At 41.6% G+C, this 21,457-nt stretch carries 18 protein-coding genes; 1 reads left to right on the forward strand and 17 read right to left on the reverse strand.

Features of this window, described 5'->3' with window-relative positions; genetic code table 11:
- Nucleotides 1-175: 175 nt before the first annotated feature.
- The 7 genes from FAR12_RS01875 to FAR12_RS01905 all read right to left on the reverse strand — a co-directional run bounded on the left by FAR12_RS01875 (nt 176) and on the right by FAR12_RS01905 (nt 7,308).
- The gene (locus FAR12_RS01875) at nt 176-1,114 is read right to left on the reverse strand and encodes a type II secretion system F family protein (protein ID WP_126405570.1); all 939 of its coding nucleotides are present in this window, start codon (nt 1,112-1,114) and stop codon (nt 176-178) included.
- Nucleotides 1,115-1,118: 4 nt separating this feature from the next.
- Nucleotides 1,119-2,051, reverse strand: a complete 933-nt coding sequence (locus FAR12_RS01880; protein WP_126405572.1) for a type II secretion system F family protein — start codon at nt 2,049-2,051, stop codon at nt 1,119-1,121.
- Nucleotides 2,048-3,388: a TadA family conjugal transfer-associated ATPase gene (locus FAR12_RS01885; protein WP_126405574.1), complete on the reverse strand. Its 1,341-nt coding sequence runs from the start codon at nt 3,386-3,388 to the stop codon at nt 2,048-2,050. Before FAR12_RS01885 ends, FAR12_RS01880 begins: the two co-directional genes overlap by 4 nt.
- Nucleotides 3,389-3,392: 4 nt before the next feature.
- Complete coding sequence (locus FAR12_RS01890; RefSeq protein WP_126405577.1) at nt 3,393-4,520, reverse strand: CpaE/TadZ family protein; 1,128 nt, start codon at nt 4,518-4,520, stop codon at nt 3,393-3,395.
- Between the two features lie 42 nt (nt 4,521-4,562).
- Nucleotides 4,563-5,192, reverse strand: coding sequence for a Flp pilus assembly protein CpaB (gene cpaB / locus FAR12_RS01895; RefSeq protein WP_126405579.1), 630 nt, complete (start codon nt 5,190-5,192; stop codon nt 4,563-4,565).
- 15 nt (nt 5,193-5,207) lie between these two features.
- Nucleotides 5,208-5,909: a hypothetical protein gene (locus tag FAR12_RS01900; RefSeq protein WP_126405581.1), complete on the reverse strand. Its 702-nt coding sequence runs from the start codon at nt 5,907-5,909 to the stop codon at nt 5,208-5,210.
- A gap of 121 nt (nt 5,910-6,030) precedes the next feature.
- The gene (locus tag FAR12_RS01905) at nt 6,031-7,308 is read right to left on the reverse strand and encodes a VWA domain-containing protein (protein WP_246010280.1); all 1,278 of its coding nucleotides are present in this window, start codon (nt 7,306-7,308) and stop codon (nt 6,031-6,033) included.
- A gap of 555 nt (nt 7,309-7,863) precedes the next feature.
- Here FAR12_RS01905 and FAR12_RS01910 point away from each other — a divergent pair.
- On the forward strand, nt 7,864-9,972 hold the full coding sequence (locus FAR12_RS01910) for a transglycosylase domain-containing protein (RefSeq protein WP_126405585.1): 2,109 nt from the start codon (nt 7,864-7,866) through the stop codon (nt 9,970-9,972).
- A gap of 514 nt (nt 9,973-10,486) precedes the next feature.
- Here FAR12_RS01910 and FAR12_RS01915 read toward each other — a convergent pair.
- From FAR12_RS01915 to secA, 10 genes are all read right to left on the reverse strand, one after another.
- Nucleotides 10,487-11,914, reverse strand: coding sequence for a S41 family peptidase (locus tag FAR12_RS01915; protein ID WP_126405587.1), 1,428 nt, complete (start codon nt 11,912-11,914; stop codon nt 10,487-10,489).
- Nucleotides 11,904-12,041: a hypothetical protein gene (locus FAR12_RS23225; RefSeq protein ID WP_170972052.1), complete on the reverse strand. Its 138-nt coding sequence runs from the start codon at nt 12,039-12,041 to the stop codon at nt 11,904-11,906. The genes FAR12_RS01915 and FAR12_RS23225 overlap by 11 nt, the downstream gene beginning before the upstream one ends.
- A gap of 36 nt (nt 12,042-12,077) precedes the next feature.
- Nucleotides 12,078-13,328, reverse strand: a complete 1,251-nt coding sequence (locus FAR12_RS01920) for a murein hydrolase activator EnvC family protein (protein WP_126405589.1) — start codon at nt 13,326-13,328, stop codon at nt 12,078-12,080.
- Between the two features lie 74 nt (nt 13,329-13,402).
- Nucleotides 13,403-14,296, reverse strand: coding sequence for a permease-like cell division protein FtsX (ftsX, locus tag FAR12_RS01925; RefSeq protein ID WP_126405591.1), 894 nt, complete (start codon nt 14,294-14,296; stop codon nt 13,403-13,405).
- Nucleotides 14,286-14,972 (reverse strand): cell division ATP-binding protein FtsE, encoded by a 687-nt coding sequence (ftsE, locus tag FAR12_RS01930; RefSeq protein ID WP_126405593.1) that lies wholly within the window; start codon nt 14,970-14,972, stop codon nt 14,286-14,288. Before ftsE ends, ftsX begins: the two co-directional genes overlap by 11 nt.
- 294 nt (nt 14,973-15,266) lie before the next feature.
- Nucleotides 15,267-15,611 (reverse strand): cytochrome c551, encoded by a 345-nt coding sequence (cccB, locus tag FAR12_RS01935; RefSeq protein ID WP_126405594.1) that lies wholly within the window; start codon nt 15,609-15,611, stop codon nt 15,267-15,269.
- Nucleotides 15,612-16,266: 655 nt separating this feature from the next.
- Nucleotides 16,267-16,614: a cytochrome c551 gene (gene cccB, locus FAR12_RS01940; RefSeq protein ID WP_126405596.1), complete on the reverse strand. Its 348-nt coding sequence runs from the start codon at nt 16,612-16,614 to the stop codon at nt 16,267-16,269.
- Between the two features lie 53 nt (nt 16,615-16,667).
- Complete coding sequence (locus FAR12_RS01945; protein ID WP_126405598.1) at nt 16,668-17,534, reverse strand: YitT family protein; 867 nt, start codon at nt 17,532-17,534, stop codon at nt 16,668-16,670.
- Between the two features lie 175 nt (nt 17,535-17,709).
- Nucleotides 17,710-18,817, reverse strand: a protein-coding gene (gene prfB, locus FAR12_RS01950; RefSeq protein WP_126405600.1) for a peptide chain release factor 2 whose coding sequence is annotated in 2 segments (ribosomal slippage) — nt 17,710-18,744 and nt 18,746-18,817 — 1,107 coding nt in all. Because the reading frame shifts where the segments join, the coding sequence is not laid out codon by codon here.
- Nucleotides 18,818-18,891: 74 nt separating this feature from the next.
- On the reverse strand, nt 18,892-21,405 hold the full coding sequence (secA, locus tag FAR12_RS01955) for a preprotein translocase subunit SecA (RefSeq protein WP_126405603.1): 2,514 nt from the start codon (nt 21,403-21,405) through the stop codon (nt 18,892-18,894).
- Between the last annotated feature and the right edge of the window lie 52 nt (nt 21,406-21,457).

A 21,457-nucleotide genomic window follows, 5' to 3' on the forward strand; every position in this document is an offset into this window, starting at 1 on the left:
TTAAGTGAAATTGGCGGAGATTTTCCGCTTAAATAACCTAAACAGCCTTTAAATCATGAAAATGGATAGCTTAACCGGAAAAATTCCGCTTATTTGTTGTGAAGATAGGTAAACTTCTTGATTTAGCCGGAATTTTTCCGCCTATTTTTCAAAGTAATAAAATCCTCCCTCCCACCTAAAAGAAAAAGTGATCCAATCCAAATGCTTCCGGATTATATATAAGGTTTAAAGCTAGCAATCCTAAAATTAAGCCAATAACGGATGGCGCTATAAAAAATGTGGTTACTAGCGTGATTAATGGACTTGCCTTTGCTGCTTTTTCCTTTGCAGCAAAGCCACGTGTGGCTCTTAAGTCATCCGCTTGCAATTTAAAGGTTCTTGAGACGGGAACCCCCAAGTTGGAACCTTGCATAAGAGCATTAACAAGAGAGTGCAGCTCTTTTGAAGAACTCCGATCAATTAATCCTTGATATGCACTCGAGCGCGTTACCCCTAACTCAATTTCTCGGTTAAAACGGTCAATCTCTTCACTTAACGGCCCCTCGAACTGCTTCGTTACCTGCTTTAATGCTCCATCTAAGCTAACCCCTGCTGACAAAGTAACACTAACTGTATCAAGAAAATCCGGCATCATTATACTAATCATTTCCTGCCTGTTCTTCGCTTTAAAATAAATCCAGACATTCGGCCCGAATAGGCCACCAAAGATAGCCAAGAGAATAACTGGCATCGCAAAAGGCAATCCTATGAAACTATAGAATGACCCAAAACCTAGACCACACATCGCTAACACAAAGCGAAACCCATAAAAATCCTGAAGATGCATGCCCAAGGGATTCCCTGCTTGATTAATCAGTATTTCAGTCTTTTGAATATCCGTAAAAAAGGGATAATTAATACCGATGGGACCAGCTTTTTTCCCAAGCTTCACGAGTGGCATAACGAAACGCTCTCGCAAATTCTGTTTCTTCTTTTTCTTTTTCTCCGTAAGTCCATTCGCTTTAAGCAAATTATCTTTTTTCGCAATAAATAAATACAAAAAGACAAAACCAATAAACAATAAGATTAATATGCTAATAAACATAACACTCGAAAAAAGACTTAAGAATTTCATAGCCTTACACCCTTATCGTCGTAATTCTTTTAATAATGACAAATGCGACAAAGTTCATCGCGGCAAAACCTGCAAAAATCAGTAGACCGAACGGAGTAAAAAGAACGTTTAAGAAGCCTTTAATAAAGAGGTTCATCATTAACGCCATTAATACCGGCATGCCCATGAGAATGTAAGCAACCGAACGACTCTCAGCTGTAATCGTCTTGATTTCTTTATGCACCCGACTTCTTTCTTCAAGCGTTTCTGCCATATTGGTGAGAACCTCGGCAAGATTCCCCCCTACCCTTTGCTGAATTAAGATCGTGCTCACAAAAATATTGATATCATTGCTGGAAACTCTTTCACGAAATTCATTCATGACAAGCTCTAAGCTATCCCCTAACTTCAACTGGTAATCCATTTGCTGAAATTCGACTTTACTAGGAGCCTTAATATCCCTTCCGACCATTTCGATCGCTTGGGGAATCGTTTGACCCGCTTTAATGCCATTTGCCATCATCCGGCATACTTCCGGAAGTTGTTGGTTAAAGCTCTCTGTCCGTTTGTTCTTCCTCGAACTTAAATAGAGCTTCGACCCAACCGCCACAATTAAGTAGGCAAACAAAAATCCCATCATCGTATATAGTCCAAGTAGCGTGACATTGACAAAGGTTAGGGCTGCTAAAAGGAGAATGTAAATCCCCATATATTCCGAAGGCTTTAAAGGAATATCACCTTGAATCAGCTTCTTCTTAAGGGTTTCGGCCAGTTCAGAGTCGTCGTACTTATCACCAATTAGCAATACAAAGCTTCTTCTTTCCTGTTGCTTTTTCTTATCAAACCATGTGTACATTCGCTTATAGGTTTTCCGGGTATTTCTACTTTGGACAGCATAGTAAATACCGGCAATTAAGGTAAAAATGCTTCCTGTTAAGGCAATCCAACTTAGGTTCATGGAAAGACACCACTTTCCACATCATTTAGGACCAAGTGAATGCCAAACGCCTGGAACCGCTCCAATATTCTTGGGGTATAGTCTGTTTTAACAAATTGCCCTGTAACTGTTCCATCTGCAAGGGTAGCTTGGCGCTCATAACGATAAATATCTCTTAACTGGATTTGTCCTTGTTCCTCAACAAGCTCGGTAATGTGAACGATTCTTCTTTTACCATCAGAAAATCTTGAGGTTTGGACAATCAAATCGAGTGCACCAACGAAATAGCCTCGAATCACCTCTACCGTCAACGGAAGGCCAGACATGATGACCATCGATTCCAAACGTCCTAGTGCGTCCTTTGGGCTGTTGGCGTGAATCGTTGTTAAGGAACCTTCATGACCCGTGTTCATCGCTTGAAGCATATCGATTGCTTCTGAACCACGAACCTCCCCGACAACAATACGATCCGGTCGCATCCGGAGGGCGTTTTTCACAAGATGACGAATCGTTACTTCCCCTTTTCCCTCCATATTCGGTGGGCGGGCTTCCAAGCGAACTAAGTTATCATGGGTAAATCGCAGCTCCGCCATATCCTCAATCGTGACAATCCGCTCACCTCTCGGAATGGAGGCAGATAAGACGTTCAAAAGAGTCGTCTTCCCGCTCCCGGTTCCCCCGGATACGAGAATATTGGATTTCGCTTGTACTGCCGCTTGTAAAAATTCGGCCATTTCATCTGAAAAGCTGCCAAAGTTCTTCAAATCATCTAAGGTATACGGATCCTTTTGGAATTTCCGAATAGAAATCGATGGACCATCGACACTAATAGGTGGAATGACCGCATTCACACGGCTTCCATCTTGCAATCGTGCATCGACCATCGGCGAGCTTTCATCAATCCTCCGACCCAAAGGAGCAATAATACGATCAATAATATGACGAACATGATTATCATCCTTGAACTTTACCCGTGTCTTCTCAATTTTTCCGTTCTTCTCGATAAAAATTTCGTTCGGACCATTGACCATGATTTCGGTAATCGATTCATCTCGCAATAGACTTTCGAGCGGCCCATATCCGACTGACTCGTTGATGATTTGCTGAATAATCTGCTCCATCTGGTCAGAAGTAATGATCACTTTTTCCTCGTTTATCATTTGCGTGACTAAGCGTTCAATCGTCTTTTTTCGCTCTACTGGTGGAAGCATCGTAATAGTCTCAAGATTCGCTTCTTTAATTAAGCGATCCTTGTAATGACGAACCCAAATATCAATTTGCGATTGCCCAACATTCCACTCTTGTTGATTCTTCTGATTCCTTGCGCCTATGACCGCTGCTTTTTCAATCCAGGACATATCCTCACCTCATTGTCCGTTTAATCAGCTCATCTGAATACTTCTTCACATCTTTCGCAACCTTTGTTGAACCTTTATCCTTCACTTTTTTAAAAAAGGCTCCTCCCATATTGAGCGTCGGTTGAATCGAGAAAAAGTCAGAATGAATAAGTCCATGAACTTCTCTATCAAGAATTTTTGAAATATCCTTTTCCGTTAACTCAAGCTTAGAATGGACACGATTCACGATGATCGAAAGATTGTCATTTTTTCCAATTTGGAAACGGTCAAACATCTCTGCAGCATACTTATAAGCTCGCAGTCCGAGGCTATCTGGAGTTAACACATAATGGACATGCGTCGCTTCGTTTAAGCCTGTGAAAGATAGATTATTGATGGAGGTTGGCAAATCAAGAATGACAAAGTCGTATTGGCTCTTCGCCACCCTTATCAACCTGCTGATCAACTCGTCTGGAATTTGCTCAGCCTTCGCCGGATCAGTTGGACCTGTAATCAAGGTGAGATTAGCTTCTTCTATGTATTGGCCGATATTTTGAATATGGCGAATATCCATTTCTTCCATAACCGGAATTAAATCATAATAAGAACGGAATGGCTGACTACCAAAGAGGACTTCGATATTCCCAAATTGGGCATTCAAGTCAATCACCAATACCTTCAATTGTTGGTGAATACTGAGGGACTGCGCCACCATCGAGGCAAGCAAAGTTTTACCACTCCCACCCTTTGCGCTATAAAAAGCATGAACCTGACCTGTGCCATACCCCGACTCCGCTTCTTTTTGAAAAAGAAATTGGTTGTTTAATTCTTTAATCAGGTGATTCAAGCGATGTTCTTCTTCTGGAAAAAGGATCAAATCCTTCGCGCCCGCAACAAGTAGCTCTCTTCCGATCTCAAAATCATGCTCGCTCGTTAGCCCTATTAATATGCTTGTCGAAGGGACTTGAAGCTTTCGCGGATCATCAATCGTCTCTAAATCCACAAAAATATAATGATAATGCTGCTGCTCTAAAAATGTTCGTTTCCAATCAGAAACGGTTGTAAGCTCGATTTGATCATCATTTAATAGATTGCTTAATTGCTCTTTCCACACTTGATTTTTTGATATGAATAGACCTTTAAAATTACTCAACGATACGCATCCTTCCTATTATCCTGCAGTTTTTAGAAAAAACTAGACTCCTTCAGTTCCTGCAGAAGCTTGATTTACCCTAAGAACACGAATTTGCACTGCTGCATTTTGATAATGAATCACCGCTTCAGCGTCCTCGATCGAAAGGGCCACCTTTACCCTTGGAGCACCCTCTGTCTGCTCTTCGATTTGAACGACCGGTATGTTCTCTAAAATACGCTTTGTTTCTAACTGTTCTTCAGCATTCTTGGTCACGATGACGATATCGACCCGGTCACCTTCAGCCACCTGTTGGTCAATCAGCACGATTTCAGTCGCATTTAACCACACAACTCTTTCATTTGCAGGAATGTCTAGCTTTTTCCTAACCTGAGAGTTCGTTAGGAGCTCACCCTCTTTTAGATTGACCACAGAAATGGCTTCCTCCAGCTCCTGTTCACTCGTAATAAAAGATTCATAGGCACTTGTAGCCGGCAATTCCACCCACGTAACATCGGATTCACCAATCTCGTGGTACGACCCGATATTCTTTGAAGCTGCCGCTACCTGAACCGTTTTGCCAAGCTTTGTTTGTGCTTCATTAATTTGTACGAGAATGAGTCCGGCGGCCACGACCGCTAATAAAAATGCAATAGTTAAAAAAATAATGGCTTTCCGCTTAGCATCAATCATTCATCCGTCACTCCGTTACACGTTTTCATATTGTGGAATATATATATCTGTCTGATCTGAACACACTGGAAGACTATGCTTTTGTAACTCATAAAATTTCACCGTATTATGGCTATGCTCAATCGGACTCCTTGATGCTATGTAGATTTCTCTCGTAGGGATACTCAAAAACTGTTCCAGTAAATCCTGCTTTTTCCCGGAAACTATTTTGATCTGTCTTTTACTTTCAAACAGATAGTATTGCTTTTGTTTGAGTTTTTTTAGAAGTAGATAATTAGATTGATATTTTGAATCATTTGTGAGGGTGAACTTTTTATTCTGATGTGGACTTGAACGGTACAATTCTTCTAATGATTTTTCTTTTAATTTTTCTAAAAAATAGATGGTAAAGGCGCGATTGTCTGAACCATCTAATAAAAACAGTTTTTGATTTGGATACACCCATGTCCGCAATCGTTTCAACCACCCCTCATTGATGACATGTGCGTCGTACACATAAAGGATCTCTTCATGCTGCTCTAAAAGCTGCATCATTTCCTCGAACTCTAACTCTTTACTCTTTTTTTCCAATGTCAGCCTTTTGGCAATCAATCCACCTGTTTCCTTCTGAACAATCATGGACAAGGAGCCATCATTTTTTAGTCTTGCTTTTTTAATAATGGCATCCTTCACAATCTCAATTGGTAAGCCTAATGATTCATCGACCACAATCTGCATAGGCGTCCTCCTTTCTTTAACTACAACTCTTTTCTCAAACTTGGTTGCTTTTGAAATCTCATAGATATTCAGCTACTAAATTTGAGAAAAGAGCCAGCTGTTTCCTAGCACAAAAACACCCTTAACTGTTATTGATGATGGATATTAGCTCTTGATGCTTCAGTTCATTTTTCTCCTTGGCTTTTTGCACCAAGGTTTCTTTAAATTGGTTAAGACTTTCGTAACGCTGTTCAATCATTTGTTCAATTGCCTCTCGGTCCTCTTCTGTAATCTTTTCCTGCAAATAGAGTTCATAGGCTGCGTCTGACAAGAGGCCATTCTCTTTTTCGAAAACACCTCTAAACGCAAACCCTAAATCATTAATTTCATCCGTAATTTCCACCAATCGAAAATTAACCTTCGTACCTAATCCAGCCTTTTTAAAATTACTCTCATAAGTCTTTCTTGCATCTGTAAGCAATTGATCGATTGTATTAGTCAGGTCAATATTGGAGTTGACCGTAAAATATTCCCCATTCCCTGCCTCCGCTGTTTCCTTCAACTGCTGTTGGCCTTCATCATCCACATTAAATCCAATGATATTGACCTTAATGTTCAAATCAGATTCTGCTAGTTTACGAGCTTCCTCCACAGGATTTCCACCACATGTTTCAATTCCATCACTGACCACAAATAAAATGTTCTCCGTTTGCTCAGTGGCCGTTGCCTTTAAATCCTCATAAGCATTTTGAATGGAGGCGGCAAGAGGCGTCCATCCACTTGGCTTGAACTTCTCTAACGCACTTGCGAAAGTCGCTTCATCATAGGTACTAGCACCATACATCATTTCTGTACTTGAACAAGACAACGACTTATCCGAATCGCTCCCTGTTCCTTCGTGACCATACACGCGTAACGATACTAGGCTATCGCTCGGTAAGCCGGATGCATATTGTTTTAAGGCCGCTTTCGATAGATCCATTTTTATTCCGCCTGGAACTGCTGCAGCCATACTTCCACTGGAATCCAAGTGGATGGCAATATTTTTGACCTTGTTCTCTTCACCCTTTGTAATATCCAATTCCCCATAATCAGGCTCAAAATCGCGAAGCTGTGCATATACTTCTTGATAGTCCTGTGCAAACCAATGGACAAGGCCATTATAGATAGAATCTGGTGTCTGTCCTTCAGTTTCAAATTCAGACATGAGTTCTTCTGTAATACTTTCTTCATTTGATTCGATTCCACTTGCCTGTTGAACAATCTCCTCAGGTACCGTAGGAGCTACCGGATATTCTACTTTCTTTTCCTGTTTTACCGCCTCTACAACTTCCTCTTCTTGTGCTGTCTCTTTTTTTTCTTCCTTATCCGAACAAGCCACAATAAATAGTAGTGCTGTGAAAATAAATAGAACGCGCATCCATTTCAAGTTCAATTCTCCCCTTTGTCAGATGTCCTAATGGTATGTATATTATTAAAAAACTTAAATTCTATATAAATATAATTTCCAGTTTTATCCTAAAGTCCTATATATTAACTATCATCGATTCACATTTTCGTCAAATTCTCCCATCTTTTCATCTATTAACCACTGTGAAAATAGCCCTATCTTTATCTCGATTCCAAAATATTAGGAGGGTAAAAAGAAGGATAAGGCTCTAGTTCAAAAGGAGAATATTCTGTGAATTTCAATCAGACATTTTGTAATTTACTCGGGGGTTATATTACAAATTTTAAAATTCATAGTCCTTTACGACGATTTTTAAACATGTATATGTAAAAGTGCAGTCTCCTATTCTTTATCTATCTAAATGAATGATCTATACTGTATGCAATCATAGTGATTATGCACTGCTATAAGTTGATGTATAATGAGAGATAGCCAAATTTACTGGTCTAAATTCATGAAAGCTTCATATCATGAGAAAGATTGTTTTTATTAGTGGGACGAGAATTATCGAAACGGGAGATAAAAATGGAAAGATTAAAACCCTATTGGGAAAAATTTATGCGTTTTTGGAAGAGAATGCATTTTACACAAATATTACTGTTATTAGGTTTATCCGTTATTCTTTTTGCGATTATTTATTTTGCTGTGTTGGCGAGTCAGGCCAACGTGGAATCCTTGAAAGCTGGTTTGAATCAGCCGACTGTTATTTATGACAAGGATGGTAAGGTAGCCACGAACATCACAACGAATCGAACATCTGGTGTGAGTGGCTCAGAGATCCCCGAGCATGTTCGCAATGCCGTTGTGGCCATTGAGGACCACCGTTTTTATGAGCATAACGGCTTCGATTTACAAGGGATTGTGCGCGTGTTTTTCAAAAACCTTTTAGCCGGAAGAATCACTGGCGGAGGGAGTACGATTACGCAGCAGCTTGCGAAAAACGCCTTGCTGTCTCCAGAGAAAACGTATCGACGCAAGGCAGAGGAATTATTTTTAGCATTGGAGCTTGAAAAGACGTACAAAAAAGAAGAAATCCTGGAAATGTACATTAACCAGGTGTATTTCGGAAGTGGCGCTTGGGGAATTAGCAATGCTTCGAAAAAATATTTCAATAAAGATATCGGGGATGTCACGATTAGTGAAGCTGCTTTACTAGCGGGGCTCCTTCAATCCCCTTCTGCTCGTGACCCGTATCAGCATATGGACCGAGCACTTGAGCGAAGAAATGTTGTTTTAGGCCGGATGAAGGATATGGGCTTCATTAATGATGAGGAATATAAGGCTGCAAAGGATGAAGAGATTCAGTTAGAGGATGGCGGTGGAAGCTTTATTAAGCGGGACTATCCTTATTATGTGGATGCAGTGTTAGATGAAGCGATTAATGGATATGGTTTAACGCAGGAAGAAATTTTAACAAGAGGCTATAAAATCTATACAAATATGGACCAAAATATCCAATCATCGATGGAAGAAGTCTATGCGAAGGATTCTACATTCCCTCGAGGACGTGGAGGCGAAATTGTTCAGAGTGGTGCCGTCATGCTTGATGCGAAAACAGGTGGCGTGCTTGGATTAGTCGGCGGTCGTGGCGATTATGTATTCCGTGGCTTTAACCGCGCAACACACCTAAAGGCACAGCCAGGTTCAACGATGAAACCATTAGCAGTTTATACCCCTGCGATTGAAGAGGGCTACGAGGTCACATCTACTTTGATCGATGAAAAGAAAACATATGGGAATTATTCTCCGACAAACCCAGATGGCGTGTATCGCGGTGAGGTTCCGATGTACGAAGTAGCACAAGACTCGATCAACTCTGCTACTGTATGGTTGTTAAATGAAATCGGCTTGGAAAAAGGAATCAACGCCCTGAATCGATTCGGCATTCCTTTAACCGATGAGGACAAATATTTAGGAATCGCGTTAGGCGGTATGCACAAGGGGATTTCTCCTGTAAAATTGGCCGAGGCCTACTCGACTTTTGCCAATGAAGGAAAGTACCATGATAGCCATTTGATTACGATGATTGTCGGTCCGACTGGAAATGTGATCGCCGAGCATAAAGGGGAAACGAAGAAGGTTACCTCTAAATTGACCGCTCGTGAAGTTACATCGATGCTATTAAATGTCGTGGAGTCTGGGACTGGCGAGGCCGCTCAGATTGATGGTGTTGAGATAGCAGGGAAAACGGGTTCTACTCAGTTGCCATATGAGGATGTGAACGGCTCGAAGGATCAGTGGTTTGTGGGGTACACACCTAATGTGGTTGGTGCAGTTTGGTTGGGGTATGACCAAACGGACCGAGAGCATTATTTATCCAACAGTAGTTCGGACAATGTTGTACCGATTTTCCACGATATAATGGAAAAGTCTTTACCGTATATTGAAGAGAGCGAGTTTGCTGTGGAATCGGTGAATGCTCGTCTGGCGGGAGAAAGTGATACTTCAGATGATGTGGCAGAAGCGGATGATGAAAGTGACAATTCAAAAATCACCGAAACGATTAAGGAAAAGACTGAAGTTCTGAAAGAGGTTATCAAGGAAGAAACTCCAAAATGGAAACAGGTCATGGAACAATTCAAGGACGACACCGTCTGGCTCTGGAATTGGACGAAGGATAAGATTGCGGAGTAGAGGATTTGGAATTTTGGAGTGGCTTAGGTTCGAGTGCAGCACCTACTAACGAAGTAGGTGCTGTTTTTTGTTACCTGGTTTTTGGTTGGTGTGGGTCACAGTTGTGAGGAGGAGCTCAGAAATCGGGTTCATGGTTACGTTTTGTAGTGGTTGACTCTATTTATCGGTTCCATGAGGGTTTTATGGTGACCTTTTTTGATGGATCCATCCTTTTTTCGGCACCATAATTGCTTCATGATTACCTTTTCTAATGTTGTGCTCTAACTATCGTTACCATGAGAGTTTTATGGTGACCTTTTTCTTAGGGAGCTTATCATTATCGTAGCCATAAGAGCTTTATGATTACCTTTTTAGTGATTTGCTCCTATTATCGTCGCCATGAGGGCTTCATAATTACCTTTTCCAGTACAGCCCCGACATTATCGACACCATGAACCCTATACCCACGCCACCCCGCCAAAACCCCCAGTACAAAAAGAAACCGCCGAACCATGTCGGCGGCACACATATCTATTTACTTCGAAATATATCTTAATGCGGTTTGCAGTTGGAGGTCATTCTCTTCCTTTTTCATTTCTTCCATGATGGCTGTTTGCAGTTCAGTAGCTGTCTTTTGATCGATTCTACCACTGGATGTGAGTCCCCTATGGTTTTGGAAAGCTTTCACTGCTGTTTCCGTGGCGTCATCAAAATAGCCATCCTGACGACCAGGAGTGAATCCAAGCCCTTCTAGCATCTGCTGTGCATTTTGAACTTGCTCGTTATTCATATCCTTTGTCAACGCCTGATCAATTTGCAGTGGATGCGTCGCAAAAATTTCAGGCTGCTTCACCTCAAGGTCAGGCTCAATCCCTTTTTGATGAATCCAGTTTCCATCTGGCGTCAGCCACTTAAAAATTGTTAGCTTAATATTACTGCCATCCCCCATTGGGACGGGCTGTTGCACGGTTCCTTTACCGAAGGTTTTTTCCCCAATTAAAGTGTACCCTTCTGCCTCTTTTAGGGCGCCCGCCAGGATTTCTGAAGCGGAGGCACTCCCTTTATCAATCAAAACCGCGACAGGATACGGCTTATCTTTTTCCAGGCTAGAAAAATAACGAAGTTTCTCGCCATTACGTTTTTCGATTTGCACAAATGGCTTTTCCTTCGAGACAAATTCCTTCAGGATGTCCTCGACACTAGTCAAAAATCCACCTGGATTGCCGCGAACGTCAATAACGAGTCCCTCAATTCCCTTTTTCTCTAAATCAGTCAGTTGCTCGGTAAATTCCTTCGCTGTTTCCTCAGAAAAAGAGGTAATTTCCATATAGCCAACATCTTTGCCGTTCTGTTTCTTAATCTCACTATAAACGGTTATTTGTGGGATTTCATCACGCTTCACTTCAACCATCAGCGGATCATTCAACCCTTGTCTCGAGATCTCAAGCTTCACCTTCGAGCCTTTTTCCCCGCGAATTTTCAAGGTAGCTTCGTAAAGGTCAAGCCCTACCACACTTTCCCCATCTACTGATAAAATCTGATCATTCGGTTTGAGACCTGCCTTTTCAGCCGGTGAATCCTTAAATGGCGCGACAATCACAATTTTCCCATCAACAAGACCAACCTCAGCTCCAATCCCCTCAAAAGAAGATTCAAGCGTTTCATTAAATTGCTGTGCCGTATCCTTATTCATATAGACCGAATATGGGTCATCCAAGGTTGCAAGCATTCCTTGAATAGCTCCCTCTACAAGCTTCTCTTCCTCAACTTGCTCGACATACCCATTTAAAATTAAATCATATGCCTTTTCCACTTTTTCTAAGCTTGGTAAATCTCTTTCTACAGGTTCTTCATTTTGCTTCGTCTGCTCCTCTTTTCCAGTCCACTCTAAAATAGCATATATACTTCCTGCTCCTAACAAAAAAGAGAATGCTAAAAATAGAGCAATCCATTTATGCCTCATCCTCTACCTCCTGTCCGACCTGTTGATTACATACTTGGCTGCCCAGCGCCTCCACCCGTTCAACAAAAAGAGTTGTCCCTTCACTATATGATTTAACTGGACGAGTTATGATTTTTCCTGAACGCAAAAAAGCAGGAGAAACAATGTTCCCCTGCTCAGATTATTACAACGGTACAATCCCTACAGGATTAATCGCGTTTGATTTTGACATATTCCATTCACCTTTGTGCAGTTCAAAGTGAAGATGCTGTCCATAAGAGCGGCCTGTATTTCCCATTAATCCAATTTGCTGACCCTTTGAGACAACTTGTCCTTCACTTGCCATACGTTGGCGCATATGAGCATAGACCGTTGTGTAAATTTGGCCATTAATAGAATGCGAGATAAAAATACAGTTTCCATAACTACTAGAATAATAAGATCGAATCACGACACCATCGGCCGCAGCCACAATCGGAACAGTTCCGCTCGCTGCAATATCGATACCCTTGTGATCACCTAGTGAACGATTTCCAAACCCAGAGGATAAATAGCCCTGTGCTGGTTTCGTGAAGTTTCCACTAGAAACCGGAGGTGCAGACACGGAGCCACCGCCACCATTTGAAGAACTTTGCTTCGCTTTTGCCGCTGCTTCAGCTTGGCGCTTTTGCTCGAGCTCAATCGCTTTTTGGATCGCCTTCTTTTGTGCAGCTAGTAACTGGTCTGCTTCCTCTAAGTCGGCCATTTCTGCGTGCATATGCTCTTCTTCATGTTCTAGGGAAGCCATCACTTTTTCTTTTTCTGCTTTTTGTGCAGCTAAAGATTTTTTCATCGATTCTAGATCCGCTTGCATTTTTTTCAAACTCGCTAGCGTATTTTCCATTTCTGTCCGCTTTGCTTCAAGCTCTTCTTTATCCGCTTTATGCTCGTTTAAAATATCCTGGTCCGCAGCAACGAATACAGCAATGGCTCCCATTCGGTCGATAAAATCGCTAAAGCTTTTGGCACCAAGTAACACATCAAAATAGGTGATGCGGCCATTTTCTTGGAAAGAACGTGCTCGATCTTTTAAAAGCTCATTTCGCTTCGCAATTCTTTCCTCTAAAGTAGCAATTTCACCTTGAAGCTTTTGGATATTGGCTTCAGCTTCTGTTACTTGTTTCTCTTTTTCCCTAATTTTTACCTCAGTATCTTCGACAGCAAGGTCAATTCGTTTGATCTCTTGGTCGACACTTGCTTGTTCATTTTGAACCTCGTCTATGGCATCATGCTTTTCGTCCAATTGGGAATTGATTTCAGACTGTTTCTCTTGCAGCTGGCTCTTCTGTTCTTTTAAACTATTAATCTTTGTGCTGGCAGAGGCAATGTCAATCGCTCCTAAACTACTAAACCCTAATACAGAAGCTACAGAAACGGTTAAAAGTGTTTTTTTCAAGATTGATTTCTCCTTTCCCATGCATATGTAAATCAGAAAAGGATCCCAAGAGAGGCCTTGGCGATCCTTATCCATTAAATCTTTAAAAACTTGCGTACAGACATTAAACTTCCCCAAATACCAATGAATGCTCCTAGTAAAATGAGTAAGCCTGCAACCTGGTACATAAATGGATTCATTTCTAATAATTGAATGAAGTGACCTTCCAGCTTCGCTGAAATATAGTCATATGAATACGTATATAATGTGCTAATTAAGACAATTGGAATAACCGAACCAAGAATACCAATCATGATTCCTTCCATAAAGAAAGGCCAACGGATAAACGAATTCGTCGCTCCAACAAGTCGCATGATTTCGATTTCTCTTCTTCTCGCCACAATCGTAATTTTAATTGTGTTGGAAATTAGGAACATCGCTGTGAAAAGCAATCCTACAATGAGGATGAGTCCCACATTTCTACTCGTTTTGATAAAAGAAAATAGCTTGTTCACATCATCTTGTCCATATTTAACTTTGGAAGCAAACTCAAATTTCTCGATTTGCTTTGCCACTTTCTCTAATTGCTCAGGTTCTTTTGTTTTAACAATAAACACATCATAAAGTGGGTTGTCCTGTTCGAATAGCTTGAAGGCTTCCCCTTCTTCTCCTAAGCTCGCAATCAGGTTATCCAGCTCAGCTTCCTTCGATGAATACTCAACTGTATCGACATCGGCGATCTGTTGAATTTTCGACTTAAGTGCCTGCTGATCTTCTTCTGTCGCAGCAATATCCACATGAACACGGATTCTTACATCCTCTTCAATATCAGTTGCGACCTTATTTAAATTCATCATAATGACGAAAAATACACCAACTAGCATAAGTGTAACGGTCACGGCACTGACTGACGCAAATGTCATCCAACCATTTCGACCAAGGTTTCTCAAAGATTCTTTTATATGACGACGTATTGTTCTAGCTTTCATAACCGTAATCACCTCGCTGTTCATCACGAATGATTTGACCATTTTCAATGGCGATTACGCGATGCCTAATAGTGTTCACTATTTCTCTATTATGGGTAGCCATCACAATTGTGGTACCTCTTGTGTTAATCTCTTCAAAAATTCGCATGATCTCCCAAGATGTTTCCGGATCTAGGTTACCTGTCGGCTCATCCGCAATCATAACCTTTGGAGAATTAACGATAGAACGAGCAATGGACACCCTTTGTTGTTCCCCACCGGAAAGTTCCGTTGGAAGCATTCTAGATTTGTGCTTTAAACCAACTAGATCAAGCACTTCCATGACACGCTTTTTAATGTATTTTGGGCCTTCTTCAATTACTTCCAATGCGAATGCCACGTTCTCGTACACGGTTAATTTCGGAAGCAACTTAAAGTCCTGGAATACGACCCCTAAATTACGACGGAAAATAGGAACTTTACTTTCCTTTAGCTTTGCAAGGTTCACTCCATCGATCATGATCGCACCTTTGCTTGGCTTTTCTTCACGATACATCATCTTAATAAATGTCGATTTTCCGGCACCACTTGGGCCAACGACATAAACGAATTCGCCTTGTTTGATGCTTACATTGATTCCATTAGCGGCGACGACGCCGTTTGGATACTTCTTATATACATCTTCCATTTCGATCATTTATATCACCTTTAGGTTCTTTCTATATTTTATTGATAAAAAATTCATTGTCCTTTTTTGTAACCAAAACCATTATAACATCATATTTTGTCGATTAACCCTAAAAAAATATTACATTTTCTTTTCAAAGTGGTAAAAAAGCTATAATTTGACATAATTAGAGCAAATTCTCCCTTTATAAATATACACCATTCTTCCTATTTATTCCTACCTATTTCGGAATTTTGTCTAATTTTGCTTTAAAAATGGCGCAAAAAAATCCAAGGATTGCTCCTTGAACTTTGGATTTTAAACTTATTTTTTCGCTGCTAACCATTCCGCAACGGCAGATGCCTCTTCACCTTGCAGTTGCCCAGGAGGCATCGTGCCTCTACCATTTAGAATGACGTCCTCGATTTCCTCTTTCGACAATCGTGATCCAACCGTCGTTAAATCTGGAACGTCTCCTCTTCCATCATTAAGATTAACACCATGACACATGGAACATTTTTGTTGGAACTTCTTGTCCACATCGACACTCGCCGTTGTCGTTTCTTCATTTGTTGTACCCGTTTCCTTTTCTGTAGTCTCGTCTTCTCCACCACAAGCAGCTAATACCAGTGCTGAACCGATGAATAATGCTAGAAGTTTCTTTTTCAATTGACACGCCTCCTCTAGTAAATCTATCTACCTGTATTATACAAATCTCGACGTTATTTATAACCCCCAGTTCTCACTCTCTGAGTATTGAAAACCAATAAAAACATTGTCATATTAAGGTTTTTGAATTTGCAACAATTTGGTGAACTTGGATTCGGTGGGCGAATTCGAAATTGGAAATTAGCTGTTTTGGGGGTTTTGACCGATATATTAGGTGCGAGGACCGATATAATTAACTGAAGACCGATAAAATGGAATAAAGACCGATATATTTAAACGACGACCGATAAAATGAAATAAAGACCGATATCCGAAGGGCAAGTCCGTTCAGGTTATACACTTCAATAGCAGATCGCCGATAAAATGTGATTTTCGCCGATATAACTCCATTTTCGCCGATATAATCCGAAAATCGCCGATATATTCTAAAACGGGCAATATTTGGACGGCCAGCCTATTCTAGCTACAGCATTTCAACAGCATCTCGCAGATATTTTCTATTTTTCGTGTTTATTTCCCAGAAAATGCTGACGAAAAAACGCCGATATATCAAAATTCGCCACCGAACTCTCCCGCCAGCCTCTATAGACGAAAAAGACCCTCCCAAAAAGGTCATTAACAAACCAATTTGAGATAGTCTTTTTTGTAATAGCTATTATTTTTTCGCTGCTAACCAGTCTGCTACAGCAGTAGCCTCAGCATCGTCTAGATTTTGAGGTGGCATTCCGCCTCTACCTTCTAGAATAATCGTTTTGATATCATCGGCAGACAAATTCGCTCCAACTTTTGAGATATCAGGTCCCACTCCGCCTGTTAAATCTCCACCATGGCAGGCTGCACAAGACTGACTAAACACTTGTTCAGCGTCCACACCAGCTGTGTCGGTTGTCTCGCCTTCACCATTTCCGCCATTGTCAGTAGCTTCGTCATCTCCGCCGCCACATGCTGCAAGAGCAAAAACTAGAGACGTACCCATTAATAAAGCAAGAAGCTTCTTTTTCAATAGTAACTCCCCCTCAAGGAATATTATGCATATACGTCCTAATTATACCAATTCTATACCCGTTTGAAACCCTCACCAAGGACCTCTGACGCATCCATAACCACGACAAATGCAGTAGGATCAATACTTCTAACTAATTGTTTCAATTTCGTGAATTCGGTTTGATCGACAACACACATGAGGGTCGGGCGTTCCTGATCAGTATAACCACCGTATGCTGATAGTTTTGTCACACCTCTATCAATTTTATTCAAAATCCCTTCGGAAACTTCCGCTTGTTTCCCCGTAATAATCATGACCATCTTCGAACGACCAAGTCCAATCTGCACCAAATCAATAGTTTTGCTCGTCACATAAAGGGCAATGAGCGCATAAAGTCCGCGCTCTATATCAAAGACAATTGCCGCAGTAAGGACGATCAGCCCATCGATAATCGCCACACAAGTACCAAGTGAAAATCCTGTGAATTTGTTAATGATTTGCGCCGCTAAGTCAGTTCCACCTGTCGATGCTTTTCCGAGAAAAACAATTCCTAGTCCCAGCCCGATACCGATTCCGCCAAAGAGCGCCCCTAGTAAAGGATCGTTCGTCCACGGTTCCATATCGTTCGATAAAAAAACGACAAATGGTAAAAAGATTGTGCCAATCAGCGTTTTAAATCCAAATTGTTTCCCTAGAAAAATCACTCCAGCAACAAATAAAGGGATATTAAAAGCCCATTGCACATAGGCAGGTTCCCAGCCGAAAACCGAATCGGTGATCGTACTAATTCCACTCACTCCACCAGAGGCAATCTGATTTGGAAGAAGAAATAAATTAAAAGACAAGGCGATGATGGCCGAGCCCAATAAAATATATATGTACTCGAATATTTTCTTAATCCGAGGATTAGGTGTATGATTTCTTTTGCGATTAAACATGTTGTCATTCTCCTTTTGCTTAGGATATCTCGATAATGATTGCATATACCGTCAGTGAGTATATCACGGACCCCAAAAGGTGTAAATGTTGGCAAATTGACGTTTTAACGAGGTAAACAAGTAGAGGACCGATGCAAAAAGAAAGACCCCCACCGATTGGTGAAGGCCCTATCAATTAAGATAAACTTAACTTTGAACGTAAATATGCATTAATAAACGGATCCAAATCGCCGTCCATAACCCCTTGAACATTTCCACTTTCCGTGTTCGTACGGTGATCTTTTACCATCGAATATGGATGGAAGACGTAAGAACGGATTTGACTTCCCCATCCGATATCCTTCTGCTCGCCACGGATTTCCGCAAGTTCAGCTTCCTGTTCCTCAATCTTCTTCTGGTATAGCTTTGCTTGAAGCATTTTCATCGCAGCTTCACGGTTCTTGATCTGAGAACGTTCATTTTGACATTGAACGACAACGCCTGTTGGAAGGTGGGTAATACGAACCGCTGAATCGGTCGTATTGATATGCTGTCCACCGGCACCCGTTGCGCGGTACGTATCAACTTTCAAATCCTCTGTACGAATCTCAATTTCAATCTCTTCATTCATTTCTGGCATCACTTCACAAGAAACGAATGAAGTATGACGACGACCTGAAGAATCGAACGGAGAAATACGGACCAAACGATGAACCCCTTTTTCCGCCTTCAAATAACCGTAAGCATTGTGACCCTTAATGGAAAGCGTCACACTCTTAATCCCCGCTTCATCACCAGGCAGGTAATCCATTGTTTCCACTTTGAAACCTTTTTTCTCCGCCCAACGCGTGTACATGCGAAGGAGCATGGAGCCCCAGTCTTGAGACTCGGTACCACCTGCACCTGGATGCAATTCCAAAATCGCATTATTTTTATCGTATGGCTCGCTTAAAAGAAGCTGAAGCTCGTATTCACTCATGCGCTTCATTAAATCCTGCATCTCTTCGATGAGTTCAGCCATAAGCTCATCATCGCTCTCTTCTTTTACAAGCTCATACGTCAATTCAAGGTTCTCGAACGTTTCATTCAAATCATGAAACTCATGAACCTGGTCCTTCAACCCGTTTGATTCACTGATGACCGCTTGCGCCGCCTGTTGATCATTCCAGAACTCAGGCTGAAGCATTTCATCCTCAAGCTCAGCAATGCGCGCCTCTTTGTTTTCTAAGTCAAAGAGACCCCCTAAAGTCCGCTAATTTCTTAGCTGTATTTTCTAACTCATGACGAATATCTGCTAATTCCATCTATGTCACCTCGTATTTTTTTCAGTCGGGCCCTCATCTCAGAAAAAGAGAGCCGGCACACCGACCCTCAAATCTTATGAAATCTTCCCACAACAGTTTTTATATTTCTTGCCGCTTCCGCAAATACATGGGTCGTTACGACCAACATCCATCGCCTTCACGACAGGCTTCTTCTTCACTTTTTCGCCGTCTTCCTTCGGATTCACCGCTTGGCCCTTGGCAACCTCTTCACGCTCAAGGTTATTGCGGATTTCTGCCTTCATCACATACTTCGCAGCGTCATCCTCAATCGCCAAGACCATTTCCTCGAACATCGCAAAGCCTTCTCGATTATATTCGCGTAGTGGATCAATTTGACCGTACGCACGAAGATGAATTCCTTGGCGAAGCTGATCCATTTGATCTATATGATCGATCCACTTCGAATCAACCGCGCGGAGAAGAACAACCTTCTCGAACTCGCGCATTTGCTCTTCAGCAAGCTGATTTTCTTTTTCATCATAATTCTCTTTAACCTTCGCAAAAATTAGGTCAATAATTTCGTCCGTATCCTTGCCACGGATATCGTCCACCGTCACATCACCTTCGTGTAAAAGGTTTCCGTTCACGTAGTCGATGAGCCCTTGAAGATTCCATGTTTCTGGATCATCATGTCTTGGCGTAAATGCCTCAACATGACGACTTAAACTGCTAAGAATCATGTTTTCAAGGATGTCACGAAGATTTTCAGACTCAAGTACTTCGTTACGTTGCTTGTAAATGATTTCACGTTGCTGACGAAGAACGTCATCATACGATAATAACTGTTTACGTGCATCAAAGTTGTTTCCTTCAACACGTTTCTGTGCTGATTCCACTGCTTTGGACACCATTTTACTTTGAATTGGTTGTGAATCATCCATGCCAAGACGCGTCATCATTGCCTTCATGTTGTCAGAACCGAAACGACGCATTAGTTCATCTTCCATTGAAAGATAGAACTGCGTAATACCAGGGTCCCCTTGACGACCTGAACGTCCACGTAGCTGATTATCGATACGACGAGACTCATGACGCTCTGTACCAATTACCGCTAAACCGCCAAGTTCGATTACGCCTTCGCCAAGCTTGATGTCGGTACCACGACCAGCCATGTTTGTCGCAATCGTGACAGCACCTTGCTCACCGGCATTGGCGATAATTTCTGCTTCACGACCATGGTTTTTCGCGTTCAAGACATTATGCTGGATGCCTTTTTTCGTTAAGTACTTGGAAATTAACTCCGACGTTTCGATGGCAACCGTACCAACTAGAACTGGCTGTCCTTTTTTATGACGATCAGCGATATCCTCAACTACAGCACGGAATTTCCCATCCATAGACGCATAAATTAAGTCTGGACGGTCATCACGAGCAATCGGCTTGTTCGTCGGAATCACGATAACATTCATATTGTAAATGTTGCGGAATTCCTCTTCTTCCGTCTTCGCTGTACCAGTCATACCAGAAAGCTTGTTGTACATACGGAAAAAGTTCTGGAACGTGATCGAAGCAAGGGTCATGCTTTCGTTTTGAATTTCAAGACCTTCTTTTGCTTCAATCGCTTGGTGCAAGCCATCGCTGTAACGACGACCCTTCATTAGACGACCTGTAAATTGGTCAACAATGACGATTTCTCCATCTTGAACAACATAGTCTACGTCTAAATGCATGCTCGCATGCGCTTTTAACGCTTGACCAATATGATGGTTCAAGGCAACATGACGAATATCAAACAGGTTCTCAATACCAAAAGCTTTTTCAGCCTTGGAAATCCCGTCTTCAGTCAGCTGAACGCCTTTTGTTTTCTCATCATATGTGTAATCTTCTTCTTTTTTCAATGTGCGGACAAAAGCGTTCGCTTGAATGTATAGAGCAGTCGACTTTTGCGCAGAACCCGAAATGATTAATGGCGTTCTCGCTTCATCAATTAAGATGGAGTCGACCTCATCGATAATCGCAAAATTAAGCGGGCGTTGAACCTTTTGCTCCTTATAAAGAACCATGTTGTCACGAAGATAGTCAAAGCCAAGCTCATTGTTCGTGCTATACGTAATATCGCAAGCATACGCTTCCTGCTTTTCTTCCTTCGATAGTCCATTTGAGTTCAAACCAACTGTTAAGCCTAAGAATTGATAAAGCTGACCCATTTCTGTCGCGTCACGACTAGCTAAGTATTCGTTGACTGTTACAACGTGGGCGCCTTTTCCAGATAGGGCGTTTAAGTAAATAGGCATTGTCGCTGTTAAGGTTTTACCTTCCCCTGTTTTCATCTCAGCGATGTTACCTTCATGAAGGGCAATCCCCCCCATTAGCTGTACCGGATAAGGATATAGACCAAGAACACGCTTGGCTCCTTCGCGAACGACAGCAAATGCTTCGGTTAAAAGGTCCTCGAGTGTTTCCCCTTTTTCATAACGCGCTTTGAATTCTTCCGTTTTTTGACGGAGTTCATCGTCGCTTAAAGCGGCGGTTTGCGAAGCAAGTGCTTCGATTTCTTCACTCATTTTTGTTAGACGTTTAATTTCACGTTTGTTCAGATCAAAAACCTTATTTAACATTCCAAGCATTGAATACGCTCCTTTGTGTCAAAAGTAAGCCGTACAGCTTACTCAAAAATGT

This window comes from Bacillus yapensis, from assembly GCF_005280205.1.
Classification (GTDB): Bacteria; Bacillota; Bacilli; order Bacillales; family Cytobacillaceae; genus Robertmurraya; species Robertmurraya yapensis.

Coding starts and splice junctions, on each gene's coding strand:
- FAR12_RS01875 (WP_126405570.1), bottom strand. CDS start 1,114: ATGAAATTCTTAAGTCTTTTTTCGAGTGTTATGTTTATTAGCATATTA.
- FAR12_RS01880 (WP_126405572.1), bottom strand. CDS start 2,051: ATGAACCTAAGTTGGATTGCCTTAACAGGAAGCATTTTTACCTTAATT.
- FAR12_RS01885 (WP_126405574.1), bottom strand. CDS start 3,388: ATGTCCTGGATTGAAAAAGCAGCGGTCATAGGCGCAAGGAATCAGAAG.
- cpaB (WP_126405579.1), bottom strand. CDS start 5,192: ATGATTGATGCTAAGCGGAAAGCCATTATTTTTTTAACTATTGCATTT.
- FAR12_RS01900 (WP_126405581.1), bottom strand. CDS start 5,909: ATGCAGATTGTGGTCGATGAATCATTAGGCTTACCAATTGAGATTGTG.
- FAR12_RS01905 (WP_246010280.1), bottom strand. CDS start 7,308: ATGCGCGTTCTATTTATTTTCACAGCACTACTATTTATTGTGGCTTGT.
- FAR12_RS01910 (WP_126405585.1), top strand. CDS start 7,864: ATGGAAAGATTAAAACCCTATTGGGAAAAATTTATGCGTTTTTGGAAG.
- FAR12_RS01915 (WP_126405587.1), bottom strand. CDS start 11,914: ATGAGGCATAAATGGATTGCTCTATTTTTAGCATTCTCTTTTTTGTTA.
- ftsX (WP_126405591.1), bottom strand. CDS start 14,296: ATGAAAGCTAGAACAATACGTCGTCATATAAAAGAATCTTTGAGAAAC.
- ftsE (WP_126405593.1), bottom strand. CDS start 14,972: ATGATCGAAATGGAAGATGTATATAAGAAGTATCCAAACGGCGTCGTC.
- FAR12_RS01945 (WP_126405598.1), bottom strand. CDS start 17,534: ATGTTTAATCGCAAAAGAAATCATACACCTAATCCTCGGATTAAGAAA.
- secA (WP_126405603.1), bottom strand. CDS start 21,405: ATGCTTGGAATGTTAAATAAGGTTTTTGATCTGAACAAACGTGAAATT.